Source organism: Pseudomonas oryzihabitans (assembly GCF_024652905.1).
In the GTDB taxonomy this organism is placed as follows: domain Bacteria; phylum Pseudomonadota; class Gammaproteobacteria; order Pseudomonadales; family Pseudomonadaceae; genus Chryseomonas; species Chryseomonas benzopyrenica.
Genome location: NZ_CP102428.1, coordinates 4,763,904 through 4,784,793, shown reverse-complemented (window position 1 = coordinate 4,784,793; position 20,890 = coordinate 4,763,904). Strand labels below are relative to the sequence as shown.

General features: G+C 67.1%; 17 protein-coding genes and 1 riboswitch. Of the genes, 5 read left to right on the top strand and 12 right to left on the bottom strand.

All coding sequences use genetic code 11. From position 1 onward, the window contains the following. Window positions 1–19: 19 nt before the first annotated feature. The 5 genes from parE to NRG74_RS22105 form a co-directional block, all read right to left on the bottom strand. Entirely contained in the window at window positions 20–1,918 is a 1,899-nt protein-coding gene (gene parE / locus NRG74_RS22125) for a DNA topoisomerase IV subunit B (RefSeq protein WP_093256148.1), read from the bottom strand. 7 nt (window positions 1,919–1,925) lie between these two features. Then, window positions 1,926–2,534, bottom strand: coding sequence for a YqiA/YcfP family alpha/beta fold hydrolase (locus tag NRG74_RS22120; RefSeq protein ID WP_064308568.1), 609 nt, complete (start codon window positions 2,532–2,534; stop codon window positions 1,926–1,928). 84 nt (window positions 2,535–2,618) lie between these two features. Then, on the bottom strand, window positions 2,619–3,425 hold the full coding sequence (cpdA, locus tag NRG74_RS22115; RefSeq protein ID WP_064308569.1) for a 3',5'-cyclic-AMP phosphodiesterase: 807 nt from the start codon (window positions 3,423–3,425) through the stop codon (window positions 2,619–2,621). 139 nt (window positions 3,426–3,564) lie between these two features. Continuing rightward, complete coding sequence (locus NRG74_RS22110; protein WP_017640755.1) at window positions 3,565–4,020, bottom strand: DUF1249 domain-containing protein; 456 nt, start codon at window positions 4,018–4,020, stop codon at window positions 3,565–3,567. Next, the gene (locus NRG74_RS22105) at window positions 4,011–4,631 is read right to left on the bottom strand and encodes an NUDIX domain-containing protein (RefSeq protein ID WP_017640756.1); all 621 of its coding nucleotides are present in this window, start codon (window positions 4,629–4,631) and stop codon (window positions 4,011–4,013) included. Before NRG74_RS22105 ends, NRG74_RS22110 begins: the two co-directional genes overlap by 10 nt. Before the next feature lie 186 nt (window positions 4,632–4,817). Here NRG74_RS22105 and NRG74_RS22100 point away from each other — a divergent pair, with 186 nt between their 5' ends. Further along, window positions 4,818–5,567 carry an RsiV family protein gene (locus NRG74_RS22100; RefSeq protein WP_257705366.1) on the top strand — a complete coding sequence of 250 codons (750 nt, stop codon included), beginning with the start codon at window positions 4,818–4,820 and terminating at the stop codon, window positions 5,565–5,567. 231 nt (window positions 5,568–5,798) lie between these two features. On the opposite strand, the gene cytX is transcribed toward NRG74_RS22100, so the two are convergent. Together cytX and thiC are read right to left on the bottom strand one after the other, a co-directional pair. Continuing rightward, window positions 5,799–7,061, bottom strand: a complete 1,263-nt coding sequence (gene cytX, locus NRG74_RS22095; RefSeq protein WP_257705365.1) for a putative hydroxymethylpyrimidine transporter CytX — start codon at window positions 7,059–7,061, stop codon at window positions 5,799–5,801. Between the two features lie 433 nt (window positions 7,062–7,494). After that, window positions 7,495–9,372, bottom strand: coding sequence for a phosphomethylpyrimidine synthase ThiC (gene thiC, locus NRG74_RS22090; RefSeq protein ID WP_064308572.1), 1,878 nt, complete (start codon window positions 9,370–9,372; stop codon window positions 7,495–7,497). 102 nt (window positions 9,373–9,474) lie between these two features. Then, window positions 9,475–9,601, bottom strand: a riboswitch (TPP riboswitch). A 109-nt stretch (window positions 9,602–9,710) separates the two neighbouring features. Here thiC and NRG74_RS22085 point away from each other — a divergent pair. Beyond that, window positions 9,711–11,207, top strand: a complete 1,497-nt coding sequence (locus tag NRG74_RS22085; protein WP_437181163.1) for a TolC family outer membrane protein — start codon at window positions 9,711–9,713, stop codon at window positions 11,205–11,207. Here the strand turns inward: NRG74_RS22085 and waaA are convergent. Genes waaA through NRG74_RS22070 form a run of 3 tightly spaced genes read right to left on the bottom strand, consistent with a single transcriptional unit; the run spans window position 11,153 to window position 15,465 of the window. Beyond that, window positions 11,153–12,418 (bottom strand): lipid IV(A) 3-deoxy-D-manno-octulosonic acid transferase, encoded by a 1,266-nt coding sequence (gene waaA, locus NRG74_RS22080; protein WP_257705363.1) that lies wholly within the window; start codon window positions 12,416–12,418, stop codon window positions 11,153–11,155. The two genes, NRG74_RS22085 and waaA, sit on opposite strands and share 55 nt — an antisense overlap. 48 nt (window positions 12,419–12,466) lie before the next feature. Further along, the gene (locus tag NRG74_RS22075; protein WP_257705362.1) at window positions 12,467–14,251 is read right to left on the bottom strand and encodes an IlvD/Edd family dehydratase; all 1,785 of its coding nucleotides are present in this window, start codon (window positions 14,249–14,251) and stop codon (window positions 12,467–12,469) included. A 32-nt stretch (window positions 14,252–14,283) separates the two neighbouring features. Next, window positions 14,284–15,465 carry a fumarylacetoacetate hydrolase family protein gene (locus NRG74_RS22070; RefSeq protein ID WP_257705360.1) on the bottom strand — a complete coding sequence of 394 codons (1,182 nt, stop codon included), beginning with the start codon at window positions 15,463–15,465 and terminating at the stop codon, window positions 14,284–14,286. Window positions 15,466–15,573: 108 nt separating this feature from the next. Between NRG74_RS22070 and NRG74_RS22065 the strand changes: the two genes are divergently transcribed. Both NRG74_RS22065 and NRG74_RS22060 read left to right on the top strand, forming a co-directional pair. Next, window positions 15,574–16,521, top strand: coding sequence for a LysR family transcriptional regulator (locus NRG74_RS22065; RefSeq protein ID WP_257705359.1), 948 nt, complete (start codon window positions 15,574–15,576; stop codon window positions 16,519–16,521). Window positions 16,522–16,687: 166 nt separating this feature from the next. Beyond that, window positions 16,688–18,052, top strand: coding sequence for an MFS transporter (locus tag NRG74_RS22060; protein ID WP_257705356.1), 1,365 nt, complete (start codon window positions 16,688–16,690; stop codon window positions 18,050–18,052). Here the strand turns inward: NRG74_RS22060 and NRG74_RS22055 are convergent. Both NRG74_RS22055 and NRG74_RS22050 read right to left on the bottom strand, forming a co-directional pair. Next, window positions 18,049–19,335 carry an MFS transporter gene (locus NRG74_RS22055; protein ID WP_257705355.1) on the bottom strand — a complete coding sequence of 429 codons (1,287 nt, stop codon included), beginning with the start codon at window positions 19,333–19,335 and terminating at the stop codon, window positions 18,049–18,051. The two genes, NRG74_RS22060 and NRG74_RS22055, sit on opposite strands and share 4 nt — an antisense overlap. 223 nt (window positions 19,336–19,558) lie before the next feature. Next, a complete protein-coding gene (locus NRG74_RS22050) occupies window positions 19,559–20,443 on the bottom strand; it encodes a LysR family transcriptional regulator (protein WP_257705354.1) in 885 nt (294 codons plus the stop codon). Window positions 20,444–20,528: 85 nt separating this feature from the next. On the opposite strand from NRG74_RS22050, the gene NRG74_RS22045 reads away from it, so the two are divergent. Then, complete coding sequence (locus NRG74_RS22045; RefSeq protein WP_257705353.1) at window positions 20,529–20,861, top strand: DMT family transporter; 333 nt, start codon at window positions 20,529–20,531, stop codon at window positions 20,859–20,861. Window positions 20,862–20,890 lie beyond the last annotated feature (29 nt).

The following is a 20,890-nucleotide window of genomic DNA, read 5'->3' as shown; positions in this document are numbered from 1 at the left end:
ATAAGCGCAGCCAACATATTTAGAGCAGCACTTCGGCGCGATCGCCCTTGGATTCCAGCCAGCTCTTGCGATCGGCGGACCTCTTCTTGGCCAGCAGCATGTCCATCATCTCGAGGGTGCCGGGCACGTCTTCGAGGGTCAGCTGCACCAGGCGCCGGGTGTTGGGATCCATGGTGGTCTCGCGCAGCTGCAGCGGATTCATCTCGCCGAGGCCCTTGAAGCGGGTGACCTGGGGCTTGCCGCGCTTCTTCTCCGCCGCCAGGCGATCGAGGACGCCGTCACGCTCGGCCTCGTCGAGGGCGTAATGGACCTCCTTGCCCAGGTCGATGCGGTACAGCGGCGGCATGGCCACATAGACGTGGCCGGCGTCCACCAGCGGGCGGAAGTGCTGCACGAACAGGGCGCACAGCAGGGTGGCGATGTGCAGGCCGTCGGAGTCGGCGTCGGCGAGGATGCAGATCTTGCCGTATCTCAGGCCGCTCAGGTCGGCGCTGCCCGGGTCGATGCCGATGGCCACGGCGATGTCGTGCACCTCCTGGCTGCCCAGCACCTCGCTGCCGTCCACCTCCCAGGTGTTCAGGATCTTGCCGCGCAGCGGCATGATGGCCTGGAATTCCTTGCTGCGCGCCTGCTTGGCGCTGCCACCGGCGGAGTCACCTTCCACCAGGAACAGCTCGGATCTCATGGGATCCTGGCCGGCGCAATCGGCCAGCTTGCCAGGCAGCGCCGGACCCTGGGTGATCTTCTTGCGCTCGACCTTCTTGCCCGCCTTGAGGCGGCGGCCGGCGTTGTTGATGGCCAGTTCGGCGATCTGCTGACCCAGCTCCGGATGGGCATTGAGCCAGAGGCTGAAGGCGTCCTTGACCACCCCGGCGACAAAGGCGGCCGCCTCGCGGGACGACAGCCGCTCCTTGGTCTGACCGGAGAACTGCGGCTCCTGCATCTTCATCGAGAGGACGAAGGCGATGCGCTCCCAGACGTCTTCCGGGGCCAGCTTGAGGCCACGCGGCAAGAGGTTGCGGAATTCGCAGAATTCGCGGATGGCATCCAGCAAACCTTGGCGCAAGCCGTTCACATGGGTGCCGCCCTGGGCGGTGGGAATCAGGTTGACGTAGCTTTCCTGCACCGACTCGCCGCCCTCGGGCAGCCAGAACAGCGCCCAGTCAACCGCTTCCCGGGCCGAGGCCAGGCTGCCGTGAAAGGGGGCCTCGGGCAGCCGCAAGGCATCGCCCACGGTGTCGATCAGATAGGATCTCAGGCCGTCTTCGTAATGCCATTCGCTGCGCTCGCCGCTGGCTTCGTCGAGGAAGCTCACCGCCAGGCCTGGGCAGAGCACCGCCTTGGCCTTGAGCACGTGCTTCAGACGGCTGACGGAAAACTTGGGCGAATCGAAGTACTTGGGATCCGGCCAGAAGTGCACGCTGGTGCCGGTATTGCGCTTGCCGACGCTGCCGACCACGGCCAGTTCGCTGGCCTTGAAGCCGTCGGCGAAGGCCATGCCGTATTCGTTGCCGTCGCGCTTGACGCGCACCTCGACGCGGGTCGACAGGGCGTTCACCACGGAGATGCCCACGCCGTGCAGACCGCCGGAGAACTGGTAGTTCTTGTTGGAGAACTTGCCGCCGGCGTGCAGCTTGGTCAGGATCAATTCGACGCCGGAGACGCCCTCTTCCGGATGGATGTCCACCGGCATGCCGCGCCCGTCGTCGAGCACCTCGAGGGAATTGTCGGCGTGCAGGATTACCTGCACCTGGCGCGCATGACCGGCCAGCGCCTCGTCCACGCTGTTGTCGATGACTTCCTGGGCCAGGTGGTTGGGCCGGGAGGTGTCGGTGTACATGCCAGGGCGCTTGCGCACCGGATCGAGTCCGGAGAGGACTTCGATGGCGTCGGCGTTATAGGCGTTCTGCGTGGCCATGGGGTCTCTATTCGAAGGTGTTGAAATCCAGCTCGCGCCAGAGCGCCGGATCGAAGCCGGCCAGCTCCAGCAGCAGCGGCAGCTGGCGATGGAAGCCCTGGAAGCCATGGTCGCCGCCCTGCTCGATACGCAGGGTGCAGGCGCCGTAGTAGCGTTCGGCGTCGCGGTAGTCGAGGGTCTCGTCGCCGGTCTGCAGCCAGACGTGGAAGCGCTCGGGATCCGCCGGCGCCGCGACTTCCAGCGCACGCATGGCCTCGACGTGGGCCTCGGTGAGGATCCAGGTCTCGCCGGTATGGTGATTGCGCTGAAGCCCCAGGTAATGCTCCATGAAGCGCCAGGGCCGGACCGCGGGGTTGATCAGCACGGCCTTGAGCCCGTGGCGCTCGGCCAGGACGGTGGCATAGTAGCCGCCCAGGGAGCTGCCGACCAGCAAGGGGGCGTCCAGCTCGGCCAGTTCGCGCTCCAGGAGCGCGAAGGCGGCATCGGCATCGTTGGGCAGCGCCGGGGCACGCAGGCGGTCCGCCAGGCCGAGTCGGGTCATGCAGGCGGTCAGCTGCCGCGCCTTCAAGGACGCGGGTGAGCTGTTGAAACCATGGATATAGAGGATCGACGGCATCGGGCCGCTCCTACTGGATAAAAAAACAGGTAAAGGGTAACCCGTTTCGACCCGCGCGACCAAGGCAGCCGACCGGCGTCGGCGTCAGTAGCCCGCCGCGCTGTGATCCACAGTGAAGGCATGCTGTTGCAGACGCGAGACACCGGTTTCCAGGGTGCCATCGGGCAACAGGCGCAACCAGCGATAGCCCGGGGCCTGGTCGCCCGCCTTGAAATCCTCGCTGCCCGGCTCGAATTGCAGACCGGTGGACGGCGAGGCCAGCAGGCGCACGCCGTTGCGCAGCTGATCGAATTCCTGGTGGATGTGACCCCAGAGCACGACCTTGACCTGAGGATGGCGATCCAGCACGGCGAACAGCTCGTCCGGCCGGTGCAGCCCCAGGGGTTCCATCCAGCCACAGCCCACCGGGACCGGGTGATGGTGCAGGCAGATCAGCGCGGGGCGTTCGGGCGCGGCGCTCAGGGCCTCGTCCAAGGCCAGCAGCTGCGCCTGCTCCAGCTCACCGAACACGCAGCCGCGCACGGTGCTGTCGAGCAGGATGAGACGCCAGGCGCCCAGGTCGGTGACGGATTCCAGAAAATCGCGATCGCCACAGGCCTTGGCCATGGGCGCGTTCTCGTCATGGTTGCCGGCCAGCCAGCGCATGGGCGCGTCCAGCGGCTCGGTCAGCGCGCAAAAGCGCTGATAGGACGCCACGGAACCATCCTGGGAGAGGTCACCGCTGGCCAGCAGCAGATCGATGCGTGGCTGCTCCCGTACCACCTGGGCGACCACCTGTTGCAGGCTGGCCGCCGTATCGATGCCCAACAGCCGGCCATTGGCACGAGCAAACAGATGGCTGTCGGTCAGTTGGACGACGAGGGGAGCGTTGACACTATCCGGCAAACTCACCAAAGCCTCCTAGGCATAAGGGGACAACGAGCGCAGGCAGGGTGCAGAAAAGTTCCCGGGAACTTGCGTGCATGCATCACATTTTCGCAGCTTGGCGAGCGAGAAGGAAGTCGCGGCTGTCAGCGTTGCGCCCTGGTACTCATCGCTGCAGGATGGGTTCAGCCTCGTGGCCACAGGCCAGGCAGTGACTCAGCCACTCGCCGAGAAACAGATTGAGCTGGTTCTTTTCGTCAGGCTGATGCATCGCCTGGTTGGGATAGGGATAGCGTCCGAGCAGGTGCCGGGAGGCCCCGGCCGACACCACTTCCGCCATCCGCGCGTCGTGATAGACCCGCACTTCCAGCTCGGGAACCGGCAGCCAGGGCAGCCCCAGTTCCTGGCGGACCCGCAGCACCGTCGTATAGGGACAGGCCTCGGTGACCTCCAGCGCCAGCACCCCCAAGGGGCGCTCGCCTTGCGACAACATGACGCGGCGCGATACCACGGCTTCGCGCATCTTGGGCAGAAGCCGCATCAGCCGCACGTAGTTGGCCTCGCACGTGGCCTGCAGGCCCGGCAGGTCAACTCGATAGCGATCTCGCAGTTTCAGCCCCATAACCCCCGTACCTCGGCGCGATTGAGCGCCAACCATTGCAGGGCGATGATTGCCGCTGCGTTATTGATTCGACCGTCGCGCACCCCTGCCAGTGCCTCGTCCAGCGACCAGACATGGACGCGAATGTCCTCGCCCTCCTCCTCCAGACCATGGACGCCACCGGCGTCCGCGGAGCTGCAGCGGCCCAGGTAGAGATAGACCTGTTCGTCACTGCCGCCGGGCGAGGGGAAGTAGGTGGAGATGGGCCAGAGCGATTGCAAGGTCAGCCCGGCTTCTTCCTCGGCTTCCCGATGAGCGACCGCCTCGACGGCCTCGCCCTGCTTGTCCACCAAGCCCGCTACCGGCTCAAGCAGCCAGGGATGAGCGGTCTTTTCCATGACGCCGACGCGAAACTGCTCGATCAGCACCACCTCGTCGCGCACCGCATCGTAGGGCAGCACGCAGACGGCATCGGGACGCACGAAGACCTCGCGCTCCAGTTCCGGGCCCAAATCACCGGAGAACTGGCGATGGCGCAGCCGGAAACGGGCCATGCGGTAGAAGCCCTGAAAGCAGATCTCGCGGCTCAGGATTTCAACGGCGGGCGCCTGGGATTCGTTGGCTTCGGTCATGGGCGCTCCAGCGCTGATTGCAGGTAATCAGATCATCGTAGCGTGCCGCCTGCGCTCGTGCAGCCCCCGGCGCGCCAAGTCGCGAAAAGGACAACAAGCCGGGAAACCTGCGCCTACCCCTGGCAAACTTATGGGGCCAGACGGGTTCGAAAGCCGTCGTTCTCTGTTTCCAGGACAAGGAATCCCATGCGTATCCGCCCGCTCCTCCTGCTCGCCGGCCTGCTGCTCGGTGGTTGCCAAAGCGTCTTCGGCCCCAACCTCGACAAACCCCTCACGCCTCGCCACCAGGCCTGGGAGCACCGCCCCGCCGGCTGCCAGGGCGAAGACTGCCCACTGATCAACATCGACTACGTGGAGTTCAGCGAACCGGCGCTGGACGCCCTGGTGCAACGCCACCTGCTGGGCCTGGCCCGTGCCGAGCCGGGCGCGCCCATCCCCGCCTCGCTGGCCAGCTACGAGCGGGATTTCCTCGCCAAGGCCCAGCCGCGCTGGAGCAGCTATCTGCAGGCCAAGGTGCGCGAACAGCATGACGGTCTGGTGATCATCGAATTCTCCAGCTACCTGGCCAACGGCGGCGCCCATGGCCTGGCCGGCCGCGACTTCGTCACCTGGGATCGCCACCTCGATCGGCAGATCACCCTGGGCGACATGCTGGTGCCGGGGCAGGAAGCCGAATTCTGGCGCCTGGCGCAGCTGTCGCGGGAGGCCTGGATGCTCAGCAACGGTGTCGGCGATGCCGAATTCCGTCAGCAGTGGCCCTTCCTCAAGACCAACAACGTGGCCCTGGACTTCGGCGCCCTGACGCTCAAGTACGACATCGGCAGCATCGCCCCCTATGCCATGGGCCATCCGGAGCTGAAGATCCCCTATCCCAAGCTCAACGGCATCCTCAAGGGCGAGTATTTCCCGGGGCGCGGGAAGAGTCGCCAGCCGTAGTCCGCCCTGTTGGGCTTCGACGGTGGAGCCGTCTCAGCCCAACCTACGGTGTCACCTCGGACCGCGACCGACGTAGGTTGGGTTGAGCGCAGCGAAGCCAACAGGCCCTATTCAGCAGCGCACCGTTGGGTTTCGACGATGGAACCGTCTCAGCCCAACCTACGCCTGCTAAGCCAGCACACTGTTCTCGTAGGTTGGCGCTGAGCGCAACGAAGCCCAACAGGCCGGACCCTAAACTCGCTTCAACCCCAGCAGCGCCTGTGCGGTACCGGCCACCACGATGGCCGGCAGGGTCGCGCCCCAGGCTGGCAGCAGGGTCGGCAGCAGGTGGTAGACGGCCACGCCCAGGGCCCAGGCGATCAGGGATTCCAGGCGCAACGCCCGTACCCGCTGCGGAGCCTTGCGGCGGCGCAGCAGGAAGTGATCCACCAGCACCACGCCGAACAGCGGCGCGAACACCGAGCCGATCAGCAGCAGGAAGTGCTCGTACTGGGCCAGGGGCACCAGCAGCGCCAGCAGGGTGCAGAGAATGCCGATGGCCAGGGTCAGCTGCCAGATCTTCACCTGGGCCAGGAAACCCGTGGCCACCGCCGCCGAGTGATAGGCGGCAAAGGCATTTTCCGATTCGTCTAGCAGGATCAGCAGCAGTGGCAGGCCCAGGCCGGCCACGGCCAGGGCGCGTAGCAGAGCGTCGGCCTCACCGCCGCTGGCGAAGGCCAGGGTGTAGGCGAAGCCCAGGCCCATCAGCCAGAGGTTGCCGCAGAAATAGCCCAGCATGACGCCTCGCCCGGCGCTACGCCCGGTGCGGGCGAAGCGGGTGTAGTCGGCGATCACCGGTAGCCACGACAGCGGCATGGCCACCACCAGGTCGAAGCCCAGGGCCTGGGTCAGGGAGCCATCGCCCGGGCGCTGCCAGAGCGCGGCCAGGTCGGCGCGCAGGAACAGGTCCAGGGTCAACCAGCCGCAGGCGCCCAACAGCAGCCAGATACCCCAGCGGCTGAGGAAACGGCGCACGAAGGTCAGGGGACCGGCCACCGCCAGCGCCGTGGCCAGGGCGCCGAAGACCAGGGTCCAGAGCACCGGCGAGGCCCAGCTCTGCAGGCCCCAGCTGCCCAGCAGCACACTGGCCGCCTCGCGCATCACTACCAGTTCGAAGGCACCCCAGCCGATCAGCTGGGTGATGTTGAGCACCGCGGGCAACAGCGCGCCGCGCTGGCCGAGACTCTGGCCCAGGGCGGTCATGCCGGCCAGGCCCGTGTCGCTGCCCACCAGGCCGGCAGCGGCCAGCAACAGCACCCCGACCGCGGTGCCGAGCACCAGCACCAGCAGGCCGTCGGCCAGGCCCAGTCCGGGCGCCAGCAGCGCGCCGGCCTGGGCCACCATCAGGCCGATGCCGAGGGAGAACCAGAGAGTGAAGAGATCGCGCCCGCCAAGGATGCGGCGGTCCGCCGGAACGGCGACGGTGGGGGTATAGAGGCCGGGGGCCTGGGCCATGATGGGTCTCGTGAACAAGGGGTTGAGGACGCCCAACGTCGTTGGGTGACGCTGGGCATTGTTGGGCTTCGCTGCGCTCAGCACCCACCTACGGTGGTTTGTCTGGAACCGTAGGTTGGGTTGAGACGGTTCCATCGTCGACGCCCAACGGTACGAGGTCGACCTGCGCATCGTTGGGCTTCGCTGCGCTCAGCGCCAACCTACGGTGGTTTGTCTGGAACCGTAGGTTGGGTTGAGACGGCTCCATCGCCGACGCCCAACGGTACGAGGTCGACTTGCGCATCGTTGGGCTTCGCTGCGCTCAGCGCCAACCTACGGTGGTTTGTCTGGAACCGTAGGTTGGGTTGAGACGGCTCCATCGTCGAAGCCCAACGGTGCGGGGTCGATCTGGACAACGTTGGGCTTCGCTGCGCTCAGCGCCAACCTACGGGTGTCAGACCTGCTTGTAGATCACCCCGCCTTCGTCCTTGAAGCGCGCCGCCTGTTCCTGGAAGCCGGCCTCGATGGCCTTCTGCTCGTCGGTCAGGCCGTTTTCCTTGGCGTAGTCGCGGACTTCCTGGGTGATCTTCATGGAGCAGAACTTGGGGCCGCACATGGAGCAGAAGTGCGCCACCTTGGCCGAGTCCTTGGGCAGGGTCTCGTCATGGAAGGCGCGCGCCGTATCCGGGTCCAGGCCCAGGTTGAACTGGTCTTCCCAGCGGAATTCGAAGCGCGCCTTGCTTAGTGCGTTGTCGCGGATCTGGGCGCCGGGATGCCCCTTGGCCAGGTCGGCGGCATGGGCGGCGATCTTGTAGGTGATGATGCCGGTCTTGACGTCGTCCTTGTTGGGCAGGCCCAGGTGCTCCTTGGGCGTCACGTAGCAAAGCATGGCGCAGCCGAACCAGCCGATCATGGCGGCGCCGATGCCGCTGGTGATGTGGTCGTAGCCGGGGGCGATGTCGGTGGTCAGCGGGCCGAGGGTATAGAACGGCGCCTCGTCGCAGCACTCCAGCTGCTTGTCCATGTTTTCCTTGATCAGCTGCATGGGCACATGGCCCGGGCCTTCGATCATGGTCTGGACGTCGTGCTTCCAGGCGATCTTGGTCAGCTCGCCGAGGGTTTCCAGTTCGCCGAACTGGGCGGCGTCATTGGCGTCGGCGATGGAGCCCGGGCGCAGGCCGTCACCCAGGGAGAAGCTCACGTCGTAGGCCTGCATGATTTCGCAGATGTCTTCGAAGTGGGTGTAGAGGAAGTTCTCCTTGTGATGCGCCAGGCACCACTTGGCCATGATGGAGCCGCCGCGGGAGACGATGCCGGTGACGCGCTTGGCGGTCAGGGGCACATAGTGCAGGCGCACCCCGGCATGGATGGTGAAGTAGTCCACGCCCTGCTCCGCCTGCTCGATGAGGGTGTCGCGGAACAGCTCCCAGGTCAGTTCTTCGGCGACGCCATCGACCTTTTCCAGGGCCTGGTAGATGGGCACGGTGCCGATGGGGACCGGCGAGTTGCGGATGATCCACTCGCGGGTCTCGTGGATGTGCTTGCCGGTGGACAGGTCCATCACGGTGTCGGCGCCCCAGCGGATGCCCCAGGTCAGCTTTTCCACCTCTTCCTCGATGGAAGAGCCCAGGGCGCTGTTGCCGATGTTGCCGTTGATCTTCACCAGGAAGTTGCGGCCGATGATCATCGGCTCCAGCTCCAGGTGGTTGATGTTGGCCGGGATGATGGCGCGGCCGCGGGCCACCTCGTCGCGGACGAACTCCGGCGTGATCTCCTGGGGAATGCTGGCACCGAAGCTCTGGCCGCGGTGCTGGTTGCCGAGCAGGCCGGCGGCGCGGGCCTCCTGCAGCTTCATGTTCTCGCGGATGGCGATGTATTCCATCTCCGGCGTGACGATGCCCTGGCGGGCATAGTGCATCTGGGAGACGTTGCGCCCGGCCTTGGCCCGGCGCGGCTGGCGCGCCAGGTCGAATCTCAGGGCGGCGAGGCTCGGATCGGCGAGCCGCGCCTGACCGAATTCGGACGAGAGCCCGGCCAGCAGTTCGGTGTCGCCGCGCTCTTCGATCCAGCGCGAACGCACGTCCGGCAGGCCCTTGCGCAGGTCGATGCGGGCGGTCGGGTCGGTGTAGGGACCGGAGGTGTCGTAGACGAACACCGGAGCGTTCTGCTCGCCGCCAAAGGCGGTGGGGGTATCGGCGAGGGAGATTTCCCGCACCGGCACGCGAATGTCGGGACGCGAGCCGGTCAGATAGACCTTGCGCGAATTGGGCAACGGCTGGGTGGACTGGCGGTCGACGCGGGTAAAGTCGGTGACGTTGTTCTGCTTGTTCATCGAGGCTCTCCTGGTGGGCGCGTTGCCGAGGGAAGAACCTGGACGAAGGGGTGGGCACGCAGGAAGACGCAAGCCCGGACGGATGGCGACCACGGAGACGGATGCGGACGCCCTCTTGTTCCCTACGCAGGTTGACGCACCGCCATGCGGCGCGCCTAGCCTGATCAGGTTCAACGGGATCCGGGACTACCCGATCTCAGCGCCTCGTAGCGCACCCCGACAAGAACGCGGCCAGTGTAAACCCAGACTGGCAGAAACTTCGACCGCTATTTCCTCTCCTATGGCGGATTCGGACGAAGTCACTACACTGGCCCGGTCCCTCAAGGAAGGCTCCCAGAATGCGAAGATTCCTGCTGCTCGCGGCGCTCTGCACCATGGCTGGTCTGGCCCAGGCCCAGGTGGCCGGCAATGGCCTGCTCGACGTCTACCGCGAGGCGCTGGACAACAACGCCGACCTGGCCGCCGAGCGCGCCGGTCTCGGCGCCCAGCGCGAAGCGGTGCCCCAGGCGCGGGCCGGCCTGTTGCCGCAACTCGGCCTCGGTGCCCAGTTCAACGACACCCACACCAGCCTGGAGCTGAAGGACAATCCCGCACTGGGCGTCCAGGGTGGCCGCTACAGCAGCGATCGCAGCAGCCAGCTGATCCAGGCCACCCTCAGCCAGCCGCTGTTCCGCGCCGACCGCTGGTTCCAGCTCAAGGCGGCCCAGGCCGCCACCGAGCAGGCCGAGCTGCAGTTTTCCGCCGCCCAGCAGCAACTGATCCTGCAGACCGCCGAGGGCTACTTCAGCGCCCTGCGCGCCCAGGACGCCCTGGCCACCGCCCGTGCCGAGGAAAAGGCGCTGTACCGCCAGCTGGACCAGTCCCGCGAGCGCTACAAGGTCGGCCTGACCGACGACACCGACGTGCTCCAGGCCCAGGCCAGCTTCGACAATGCCCAGGCCAACCGCTCGCAGAGCGAGCAGCAGGTGGCCGATGCCTTCCAGGCCCTGACTCGCCTGACCGATCGCGACTACGGCAGCATCGCCGGCATTCGTCACGACCTGCCGATCCTGCCGCCGCAGCCCAACGATGCGCGCCAGTGGGTGGACACCGCCATGCGCCAGAATCTGCAGCTGCTGGCCGCCGGCCAGGGCGTGAATGCGGCCCAGGAAACCCTGCGCCAGCGCCGCGCCGGGCACCTGCCGACGGTGGATGCGGTGGCGCGCTACAGCCACAGCGACAACGATGCGGTGAATCTGCCCAACGCCGAGCAGCTGGCGCTGTTCGGCAGCCCGGTCAACAGCCGCAGCATCGGTATCCAGGTGGAGCTACCGCTGTACAGCGGCGGCGCCACCAGCTCCCAGGCGCGTCAGGCCTACCAGCAGCTGGACCGGAGCGAACAGCAGCAGGAAAGCCTGCGCCGCCAGGTGGTGCAGAACACCCGCAATGCCCATCGGGCGATCAACACCGATATCGAGCAGGTGCGTGCCCGACGGCTATCCATCGCCTCCAGCCAGCGCGCCCTGAGAGCCACCGAGATCGCCTACCAAGTGGGCAGCCGCACCATCGTCGACGTGCTCGACGCCCAGCGGCTGCTGTACAACGCCGTGCGCCAGTACAACGATGCCCGCTACAACTACATCCTGGATACCCTGAGACTCAAGCAGGCGGCCGGCACCCTGGCGCCCAACGACCTGCTGGCGCTGTCGGGCTATCTCGACCCCCACTACGACCCGGATCGCGACTTCCTGCCGCCGGACCTGGCCAAGACCCGCGCCGACGTCCTGCCGGCGCGCTCGGCTCAGGGCGTGAGCAATTTATCCAGTCCGGAGAGCAGGCGCTCCAGCGCGCCCTGATTGGCGGCCAACACCGCCAGACCCGCCTGCCGGCGCCGCTCGGCTTCCGCCGGCTCGGCCCACAGTCGGGCCACGGCGGCGGCGATGGCCGAGGCTTCCGCTACCGTTTCCAGGGCGCCGGCGTCGCGCAACTGGGCGACGATGTCGAGGAAGTTGAACACGTGCGGACCGCTGAGCACCGGCATGCCGAGAGCGGCCGGCTCCAGCGGATTGTGCCCGCCGCGCTCGATCAGGCTGCCACCGACGAAGGCCACGTCGGCCAGGGCGTAGAGAAACAGCAACTCGCCCATGGTGTCGCCCAGCAGGACCTGGGTCTGCGGCTGCACCGCCTCCCCCGTCGAGCGCTGGATCACGCTGAAGCCTTCGCGGCGCACCTCGGCCAGCACCTCGGGAAAGCGTTCGGGATGACGCGGCACCAGGATCAGCAGGGCATCGGGGCGGGTGGCCAGCAGTTGGCGCTGGGCCTGGAGCAGGATCTCGTCTTCGCCGGCGTGGGTGCTGGCGGCGATCCACACCGGGCGACGGCCCCAGCCCTGGCGCAGCGCAGCCGCGCGGGCCGGCAGCTCGGGATCGATGCGCAGGTCGAACTTGATGGAACCGGTCACCATGACCCGCTCGGCACGGGCACCGAGGGCGCGAAAGCGCTCGGCTTCCACCGGTGTCTGCACCGCCAGCCAGGCCAGTTCCGCCAGCATCGGTCCGGTCACCCCGCCCAGTTTCCCGTAGCCACGGGCGGAACGCTCGGACAGCCGGCCATTGGCCAGAGCGATGGGAATGTCGCGGCGCGCCGCCTGGTGGATGAGGTTGGGCCAGAGCTCGGTTTCCATCACCACGCCCAGGCTTGGCCGCAGGCGATCGAGGAAGCGCCCGGCCAGCCCCGGCAGGTCGTAGGGCAGATAGCAGTGGTGCACCTCGTCACCGAACAGGGCGCGAATGCGCTCCGAGCCGGTGGGCGTCATGCAGGTCACGGTGATCGGCAGTTCGGGATGACGTTGGCGCAGCGCGCGAATCACCGGCGCGGCGGCGATGCTCTCCCCCACCGACACCGCATGCACCCAGATGCCGCCGGGCGGCACCTCTGGCAAGCCCAGCGCCAGGCGCTCGCCGATGCGTTGCCGATAGGCGGGGGCCTTGCGTCCGCGCCAGAGCAGGCGCAGCAGGATGAAGGGCAAGGCCAGGGTGAAGATCAGGCTATAGAGGGTACGGTTCATGGCGGCAGAGCTTAATGAAGCCCGGCCGCCAGTGCGAGCCTGTTCACTCTAGTGCGAATGCCGCGGCACCCCGCCTTCGCGGGCGATCACCTTGAGGTGCAGGGTGGCCGGTTCCAGGCAGCCGCCGGTGGAAAGCTGGCCCACCAGTTGCCGATAGAGCTCCTGCCAGGGGGTCTGGGCCGGCGGCAGATTGGGCGTCCACTCAGCGCGACGGCGCTCCAGTTCGGCATCATCCAGCAGCACATCGACGCTGCGGGCATTGAGGTCCACGCGCAACCGGTCGTTGGTCTTGAGCAGCGCCAGGCCACCGCCCACCGCCGCTTCCGGCGACATGTTGAGGATCGACGGACTGGCCGAGGTACCGCTCTGACGACCGTCGCCCAGGCACGGCAGGGAGTCGATGCCCTTCTTGATCAGCGCCGCCGGTGGGGCCATGTTGACCACCTCGGCGCTGCCCGGATAACCCACCGGCCCGGCGCCGCGGATCACCAGGATGCAGCGCTCGTCGATGTCCAGGGCCGGGTCATCGATGCGCGCGTGGTAGTCCTCCGGCCCCTCGAAGACGATAGCCCGCGCCTCGAAGCTGTTTTCCTTGCCGGGTTCGGCCAGGTAGGTCTGGCGAAAGGCCTCGCCCACCACCGACATCTTCATGATGGCACTGTCGAAGAAATTGCCGCTGAGCACGATGAAGCCGGCGCGGTGCTTGAGCGGCGCTTCGTAGGGCTGGATCACCGCGGGATCCAAGCTGGCCGCACCTTCGGCGATGGCACCGATGGTGCGCCCGGATACCGTCAGGCAGTCGCCATGCAGGCGCCCCGCCTTGCGCAGTTCGTGGAGTACCGCCGGCACCCCGCCGGCGCGGTGGAAGCCCTCGCCCAGGTACTTGCCGGCCGGCATGCAGTTGGCCAGCAGCGGGATGTCCTCGCCCAGGCGCTGCCAGTCGTCCAGCGACAGCTCGATGCCCATGTGCCGGGCGATGGCGATCAGGTGCGGCGGGCAGTTGCTGGAAGCGCCCAGGGCCGAGGCCACCACGATGGCGTTCTCGAAGGCCTCGCGGGTCATGATCTGCGAGGGGCGGACGTCGTCCAGCACCAGCTGGCAGATGCGCTTGCCGGTGGCATAGGCCATCTGCCCGCGCTCGCGATAGGGCGCGGGGATGCTGGCGCAACCGGGCAGCGACATGCCCAGGGTCTCGGCCAGGGCATTCATCGACAGGGCCGTGCCCATGGTGTTGCAGTGGCCCACCGAAGGCGAGGCGGCGGTGGTCAGGGCCATGAAGCCCTCGTAGTCGATCTCGCCGGTCGCCAGCAGGTTGCGCGCGTGCCAGAGCACGGTGCCGGAGCCGATCAGCTCACCCTTGAAATGCCCGTCCAGCATGGGCCCACCGGACAGCACGATGGCCGGCAGGTCGGTGGTGGCCGCGGCCATCAGGCAGGCCGGCGTGGTCTTGTCGCAACCGGTGGTGAGCACCACGCCGTCCAAGGGAAAGCCGTGCAGGATCTCCACCAGGCCGAGGTAGGCCAGGTTGCGATCCAGGGCCGCGGTGGGGCGGCGACTCTGCTCGGCGATGGGGTGCACCGGGAATTCCATGGGGATGCCGCCCGCATCGCGGATACCGGCCTTGACCCGCTGGGCCAGCTCCAGGTGATGACGATTGCAGGGCGTGAGGTCGCTGCCGGTCTGGGCGATGCCGATGATGGGACGACCGGACTGGAGTTCGTCGCGGGTCAGGCCGTAGTTCATGTAGCGCTCGACATAGAGCGCGGTCATGTCGGCGTGGGCAGGGTCATCGAACCATTGCTGGCTGCGCAGCGGGCGTTTGGCGGAAGTCATGATGGTCTCTAGTTGTTATTAGGAAAGAGCGGTTAGCGACCCAGCAGGCCGCGGGCGGCCAGGTTGTGCATCAGGGCACCGAGGCCGAAGCGCCAGGCCGGGGCCTGGTCGCTGGTGGTCACCCTATTGTGCAGGGTGCCCAGCAGCGGGCTGGCGATGCTCACCACGTCACCCACCTTGTGGGTGAAGCCGCCGCCGGGGGCGTCACGGTCCTGGGTCGGGGCGAACAGGGTGCCGAGAAACAGCACGAAGCCGTCGGGATACTGGTGGTTGGCATTGAGGGTCTGGGCGGCGAGATCGGTGGGATCACGACTGATCTGCGCCATGGAGCTGCTGCCATTGAGGTGAAAGCCGTCTTCACCCTGGACCTCCAGGGTCACCACGCACTGGCGCACTTGGTCGAGATCGAAGGTCTCGTCGAACAGACGGATGAAGGGCCCCAGGGCGCAGGAGGCGTTGTTGTCCTTGGCCTTGCTCAGCAGCAGGGCGCTGCGGCCCTCAATGTCGCGCAGGTTGACGTCATTGCCCAGGGTGGCGCCATGCAGGCGACCGCGGCTGTCGGCCACCAGCACCACCTCGGGTTCGGGATTGTTCCACTGGGACACAGGGTGGATGCCGATGGCGCTGCCGCTGCCGACCGCGGCCAGCACCGGCGCCTTGGTGAAGATCTCGGCGTCCGGGCCGATGCCCACCTCCAGGTATTGCGACCACATGCCCTTCTCGATCAGCAGCGCCTTGAGCGCCTGGGCGCGCGAACTACCCGGCTCCAGGCCCTGCAGATCCGCGCCGATCACCGCCTGCACCTGCTCGCGGATGGCCACAGCGCGCCCGGCATCGCCGCCGGCCTGCTCTTCGATCACCCGTTCCAGCATGCTGGCGGCAAAGGTCACTCCGGCGGCCTTGATCACCTGCAGATCGGCCGGCGGCAGCAGGCGCAGGCGGCTCGGATCGGCCTGTTCGCCGCTGTTGGCCAGCAGGTCATCAAGGCTGCCGAGGTAGCGCCCGGGGGTATCGCGCAGGGCCTGCAGCGGCGCCTCTTCCTCGAACAGGGCGCTCAGCGTGGCGAAGCGTGCCGAGACATCGAAGACGCCGTCCTCGCGCAGCACCACGGGCGAGGGACCGGCCAGCGGACCGGGCACCCAGGCACGACCGACCAGGGTGCCGGCCAGGCCATCGGTGGGAAGGGTGTTGCCAGGCGAGAGACGAAGGGACATGGGCAGGACTCCAGGGCTGATGGGTCCACGCTAGGCAGCCAGACTGATAAACTCAAATGGGCTTATTTCATCATTCGATAACCTGCACTTATCGCCTGGGAGGCATACGTGTCCGAGCCGTCGTTCAGCCAGATCAGCCACTGGCTCAAGTTTCGCCACCTGCTGCTGATCGACACCCTGGGGCGCACCCGCAACATGCACCTGGCGGCGCAGCAGATGAACCTCAGCCAGCCGGCCATCAGCAAGATGCTCAAGGAGCTCGAGCACCTGCTGGGCTTCGCCCTGTTCGAGCGCCAGCCGCGCAGCATGCCGCCCACGGCGCTGGGCGAGCACGTGCTGCGCTATGCCCGGGTGGCGCTCAACGATGCCCGCGACTTCGCCGAGCAGATCGACAGCCTGAGACGCGGCGGCCACGGCCAGCTCAAGGTCGGCGGCATCTTCGCCGCCACGGCGGTGGCGCTGCCCCAGGCCATCGTCGCGATCAAGCAGCGCTGGCCGCTGCTGGCCATCGAGGTGGTGGAGCAGACCAGCGATCACCTGATGGAGATGCTCGACGACAAGCTGCTGCACCTGGCGGTGGCGCGCTTCACCGACGAAGCCCAGGCCCAGCGCTTCGACTTCCAGCCCTTGGCGCCGGAGCCCTTCCGCTTCGTGGTCAACGCCGATCACCCGCTGGTGGGCAGCGGGCCCGTGGGCCTCGACCAGGTGCTGGCCTGGCCCTGGATCCTCTATCCCAAGGGCACGCCCATCCGCGGGCGCATGGAGCGAGCCTTTGCCGCCGCCGGCCTGCCGGTGCCGAGCAACACCATCGACACCATCTCCATGCAGACCTTTCTCCAGGTGCTGCGCGCCGGCCCCATGATCGGCATGCTGCCGGAGGCCATGGTCGAGCCCTATCTCGCCAGCGGCGCGCTCAGTGCGCTGGAGCTGCCGCTGCACCTGCCGGCGCAGGACTACGGCATCCTCACCCGCAAGGGCGAAGCCCTCGGCGAGGCCGCCCGGGAATTCGCCACCATCCTGCTGAGCCATGCCGGTCGCGAGGAGTCCGCAGCCTAGACAGCTCGATAACGCGCCGTTATCGAATGATCCGCAAATGCCATTGGGAAAGAATCGCTCCCGCTCCTAGAGTGGCCAGGCGATCCAGACGGCCACCCCGCATCCCCGGCCGCCTCCGACCTCTTCAATAACAACAACGGGCCCCAAGGCCCCGAAGGTCATTCCCATGTTCGAGACCACCGCTCCCCAGGGCGCCGCTGGCGACGCCTTCGAAGAACGCACCTACCGAAAAGTGGTGCTGCGTATCCTGCCGATCCTGCTGCTGTGCTACATCGCCGCCTACCTGGACCGAGTCAACGTCGGCTTCGCCAAGCTGGACATGCTCGATGACCTGGGCTTCAGCAACACCATCTATGCCCTTGGCGCCAGCATGTTCTTCTGGGGCTATTTCCTCTTCGAGGTCCCCAGCAACCTGCTGCTGCATCGCTACGGCGCGCGCTTCTGGATCGCCCGCATCATGCTGACCTGGGCCATCGTGTCCATGGCGGTGGCCTTCACCCAGCCGCTGGCGCAATTCTTCAGTCTGCAGTCGAGCACCCTCTTCTATGTGCTGCGCTTCCTGCTGGGCGTCTGCGAGGCGGGCTTCTTTCCCGGGGTGATCCTCTATCTCAACTACTGGTTTCCGACCCGCCGGCAGAGTCGGGTGATGTCCGGTTTCCTGGTCGCCCTGCCCTTCAGCCTGAGCTTTGGCGGCGTGCTTTCCGGCTGGCTGATGAGCAGCCTGCACAACTGGCACGGCCTGGCCGGCTGGCAGTGGATGCTGCTGGTGGAAGGGGTGCCTTCGATCATCATGGCGGTGGTGGTGTTCTGCTGCCTGAGCGACAACATCGACAAGGCGCCCTGGCTGGACGCCCGGGAAAAGGCCCTGCTCAAGCGCAACCTGGAGCAGCAGAACGCCGGCAAGGCTTCACGGCTGAGCGAGGTGTTCTTCAACCCGCGGGTCTGGCTGCTGGTGTTCATCCTGCTGACCTTCAACACCGGCTTCTATGGCCTGGCCTTCTGGATGCCCTCGATCATCAAGAACGCCGGGGTCAGCGGCAGCCTGCAGATCGGCCTGCTCACCGCCATCCCCTACAGCGTCGCCCTGGTGGTCATGCTGCTCAACGCCCGTCATTCGGCGCGCACCGGCGAGCAGCGCATGCATGCGGCGGTACCGGCCTTCGTCGGCGCCCTGGGGCTGGTGCTGAGCGCCTGGTTCATCCACAACATCGTGCTGTCGATCTTCTTCCTCACCGTGGCCGCCTCGGGGCTGCTGGCGCTGATGCCGATCTTCTGGTCGCTGCCCGGCACCCTGCTTTCCGGCGTCGCCGCAGCGGCGGGTATTGGCATGATCAACGCCATCGGCAACCTCTCCGGCTTCACCGGCTCGATGATCACCGCGACCATGGAAACCCTCACCGGCGACATCAACAATGGCACCTATGTGCTCGGCGCCTGCCTGTTCGTCAGCGGCCTGCTGATCCTGGCGATCCCGGCCTCGATGCTGCAGCGCACGCCGACCGCCGTGCCGCTGGACCTCAAGCCCGCCTAGCCCGCCTCGGGCACGGCCGAGCGCCCGGCTCCCGCGGCGCTCGGTCGCCCGATCCCCAGCGCCATCACCGCCGCGACGATGCCGGTCAGCCCAGCCAATACCAGGGCCTCCTGGTAGGAACCGAAGTGCTCGCGCAAGGCCCCGGCGAGAAAGGCCGCACAGGCGGCGCCGAGCATGTGGCCGCAGAACACCCAGCCGAACACCACCGGCGCGCTTTTTTCGCCAAAGCTCTGGTTGGTCAGCTTGACCGTGGGCGGCACCGTGGCGATCCAGTCCAGGCCGTAGAAGATGCCGAACAGCAGCAGTTGCTCGGGGGCGAAGCCGGAGAACGGCAGGTAGATCAGCGAAAGCCCGCGCAGGCTGTAGTAGACGAACAGCAGCCGGCGCGGATCGTATCTGTCGGTCAGCCAGCCGGAGGCGGTGGTGCCCACCAGGTCGAAGATGCCCATCAGCGCGAGGATGCCGGCGGCCTGCACCTGGGACAGCCCGTGGTCGTGGCCCATGGCGATGAAGTGGGTGCCGATCAGGCCATTGGTGGTGAAGCCGCAGACGAAGAAGGTCAGGAACAGCAGCCAGAAATCGCGGCGCCGACTGGCCATGGCCAGGGTGCCGAGGGTCACGCGAAACAGATTGCCCGGTGCGGTGGCGACCGGCGCCTGATAGTCCGCCGGGGCGCCATGGGGTCGCAGGCCAACATCCGCCGGCCGCTCGGGCAGCAGCCAGGCCACCAGCGGGATTAGGGCAGCGCTGGCCACGGCCACGGTCAACACCACGGTCTGCCAGCCTTCCTGACTGGCGAGATGGGCCAGCAGCGGCAGGAACACCAGGTTGCCGGTGGCGGTGCTGGCGGCCAGTAGGCCCATCATCAGCCCCCTCCGGGCGACGAACCAGCGATTGACGATGGCGGCGCCCAGCACCATGGCCACGCAGCCCGTGCCCAGGCCGCTGAGCACGCCCCAGGTGGCCACCAGGTGCCAGGGTTCGCGCATCAGGGTGCTCAGGGCGGTGGCCAGGCTGATCAGGGTCAGGCCGCCGAGCAGGGTACGGCGGATGCCGAAGGTCTGCATCAGGGCGGCGGCGAAGGGCCCGACCAGGCCGTAGAGGAAGATGCCCACGGCGGCGGCGAAGGACACGCTTTCGCGGCTCCAGCCAAAGGTCTCCTGCAACGGCAGCAGCAGTACACCAGGGGTGGACCTCACCCCGGCCGAGACCAGCAGGGCGAGAAAGATCAGCGCCAGGACGACGAAGACATAGCGCTGGCCGAGGGCGGGAGGTGTGGTCATGGCGATCGTCACGAGCGGGGAAGGGATGAGTCGAGTATTGCAGTCCTGGCGACCTGGCGCTGGTCAAGCTGCCCCACGGATCTGGCCAGAATGGGACTTTCGTTGGCATGGGTCGTGGGCGAGCGCTGAAGGTCCGTCTTGTTGGGCTTCGCTGCGCTCAACCCAACCTACGCGGAGCGCCCGTAGGTTGGCGCTGAGCGCAGCGAAGCCCAACACATCGATTTCAACCAATCGCTCGCAGCTCCTCCGCCAGCCGCTGCGCCAGCCAGCGCGCGGCCGGCCCCGGTGCGGCGTTGCGGCGCCAGGCCAGCTCCACCACCAAGGCCGGCGGCACCCAGTCGCAGGCCAGTTCGGCGAGCAAGCCCTGGTAGGAGGGATAGCGCGCCACGTGCCGCGGCAACCAGCCCCAGCCCAGGCCGCGCATCAGCAATTCGGCGAGCAGATAGAAGCTGTCGGCGCGCCAGACCTGGGGCGCGATTTGCTCGCCACCGGGATAGGGATTCTCCAGCGGCGCGATCAGCAGCTGACGGTGGCGGGCCAGTTCGCGCCGCCCTACCCCACGCTGGCTGGCCAAGGGATGCTGGGCGCCGCAGGCGGTGACCTGGGCGACATCACCCAGGGCCTGGCGCTCCAGGGCCTGGGGCATGTGCTCATGGCGAAACAGCAGGCCGAGGTCGGCCTGGTCGGTGAGCAGCTTGCGCGCCACATCGCCCTGGGCGCCGCTGGTGAGCTGGACTTCCAGGTGTGGGAAGGCCGCCGCCAGGGCGTCCAGCGCATCGAGCACCGGCTGGTAGGGCATGGCTTCGTCCAGCGCCAGGCGCAACAAAGGCTCCTGACCGGCGCAGAGGGCCTGGGCACGGCTGTCCAGCCGCTGGCATTGACGCAGGACCTCCCTCGCCTCCTCCAGCAAGGCCAGACCGGCCGCGGTGATGACCGGCGTACGGCCATTGCTGCGCTCGAACAGCGCGACGCCCAGATCGGTCTCCAGCAGAGCGATGGCGGTGCTCACCGCCGACTGCGCCCGTCCCAGACGGCGCGCCATGGCCGAGAAGCTCGCGCCCTCGGCAATGCCGACGAATATCTCCAATTGCTCCAGATTCCATTGCACGACCCATCTCCCCAACGGATAGGTATCAACTTTTACCTATCGCAGACTAAGCGAAGAATGGGCGCATTCGACAGGAGGAATCACCATGAGCGGATACATCTACCTGGCGATCGCCATCGCCGCCGAAGTCGTCGCCACCACCTCCATGAAGGCCATCAATGGCTTCAGCAAGCCGCTGCCGCTGTTTCTGGTCATCACCGGCTACGGCCTGGCCTTCTGGATGCTGACCCTGGTGGTGCGCAGCATTCCCGTGGGCATCGCCTACGCCATCTGGGCCGGCCTGGGCATCGTGCTGGTCAGCATCGCCGCGGCTGTGCTCTACGACCAGAAGCTGGACCTGCCGGCCATGCTGGGCATGGGGCTGATCGTCGCCGGGGTGGTGGTGATCCAACTGTTTTCCGGCAGCACCGGGCATTGAGACCAGCGGCGGCGAGGAGCGTGTAAAAT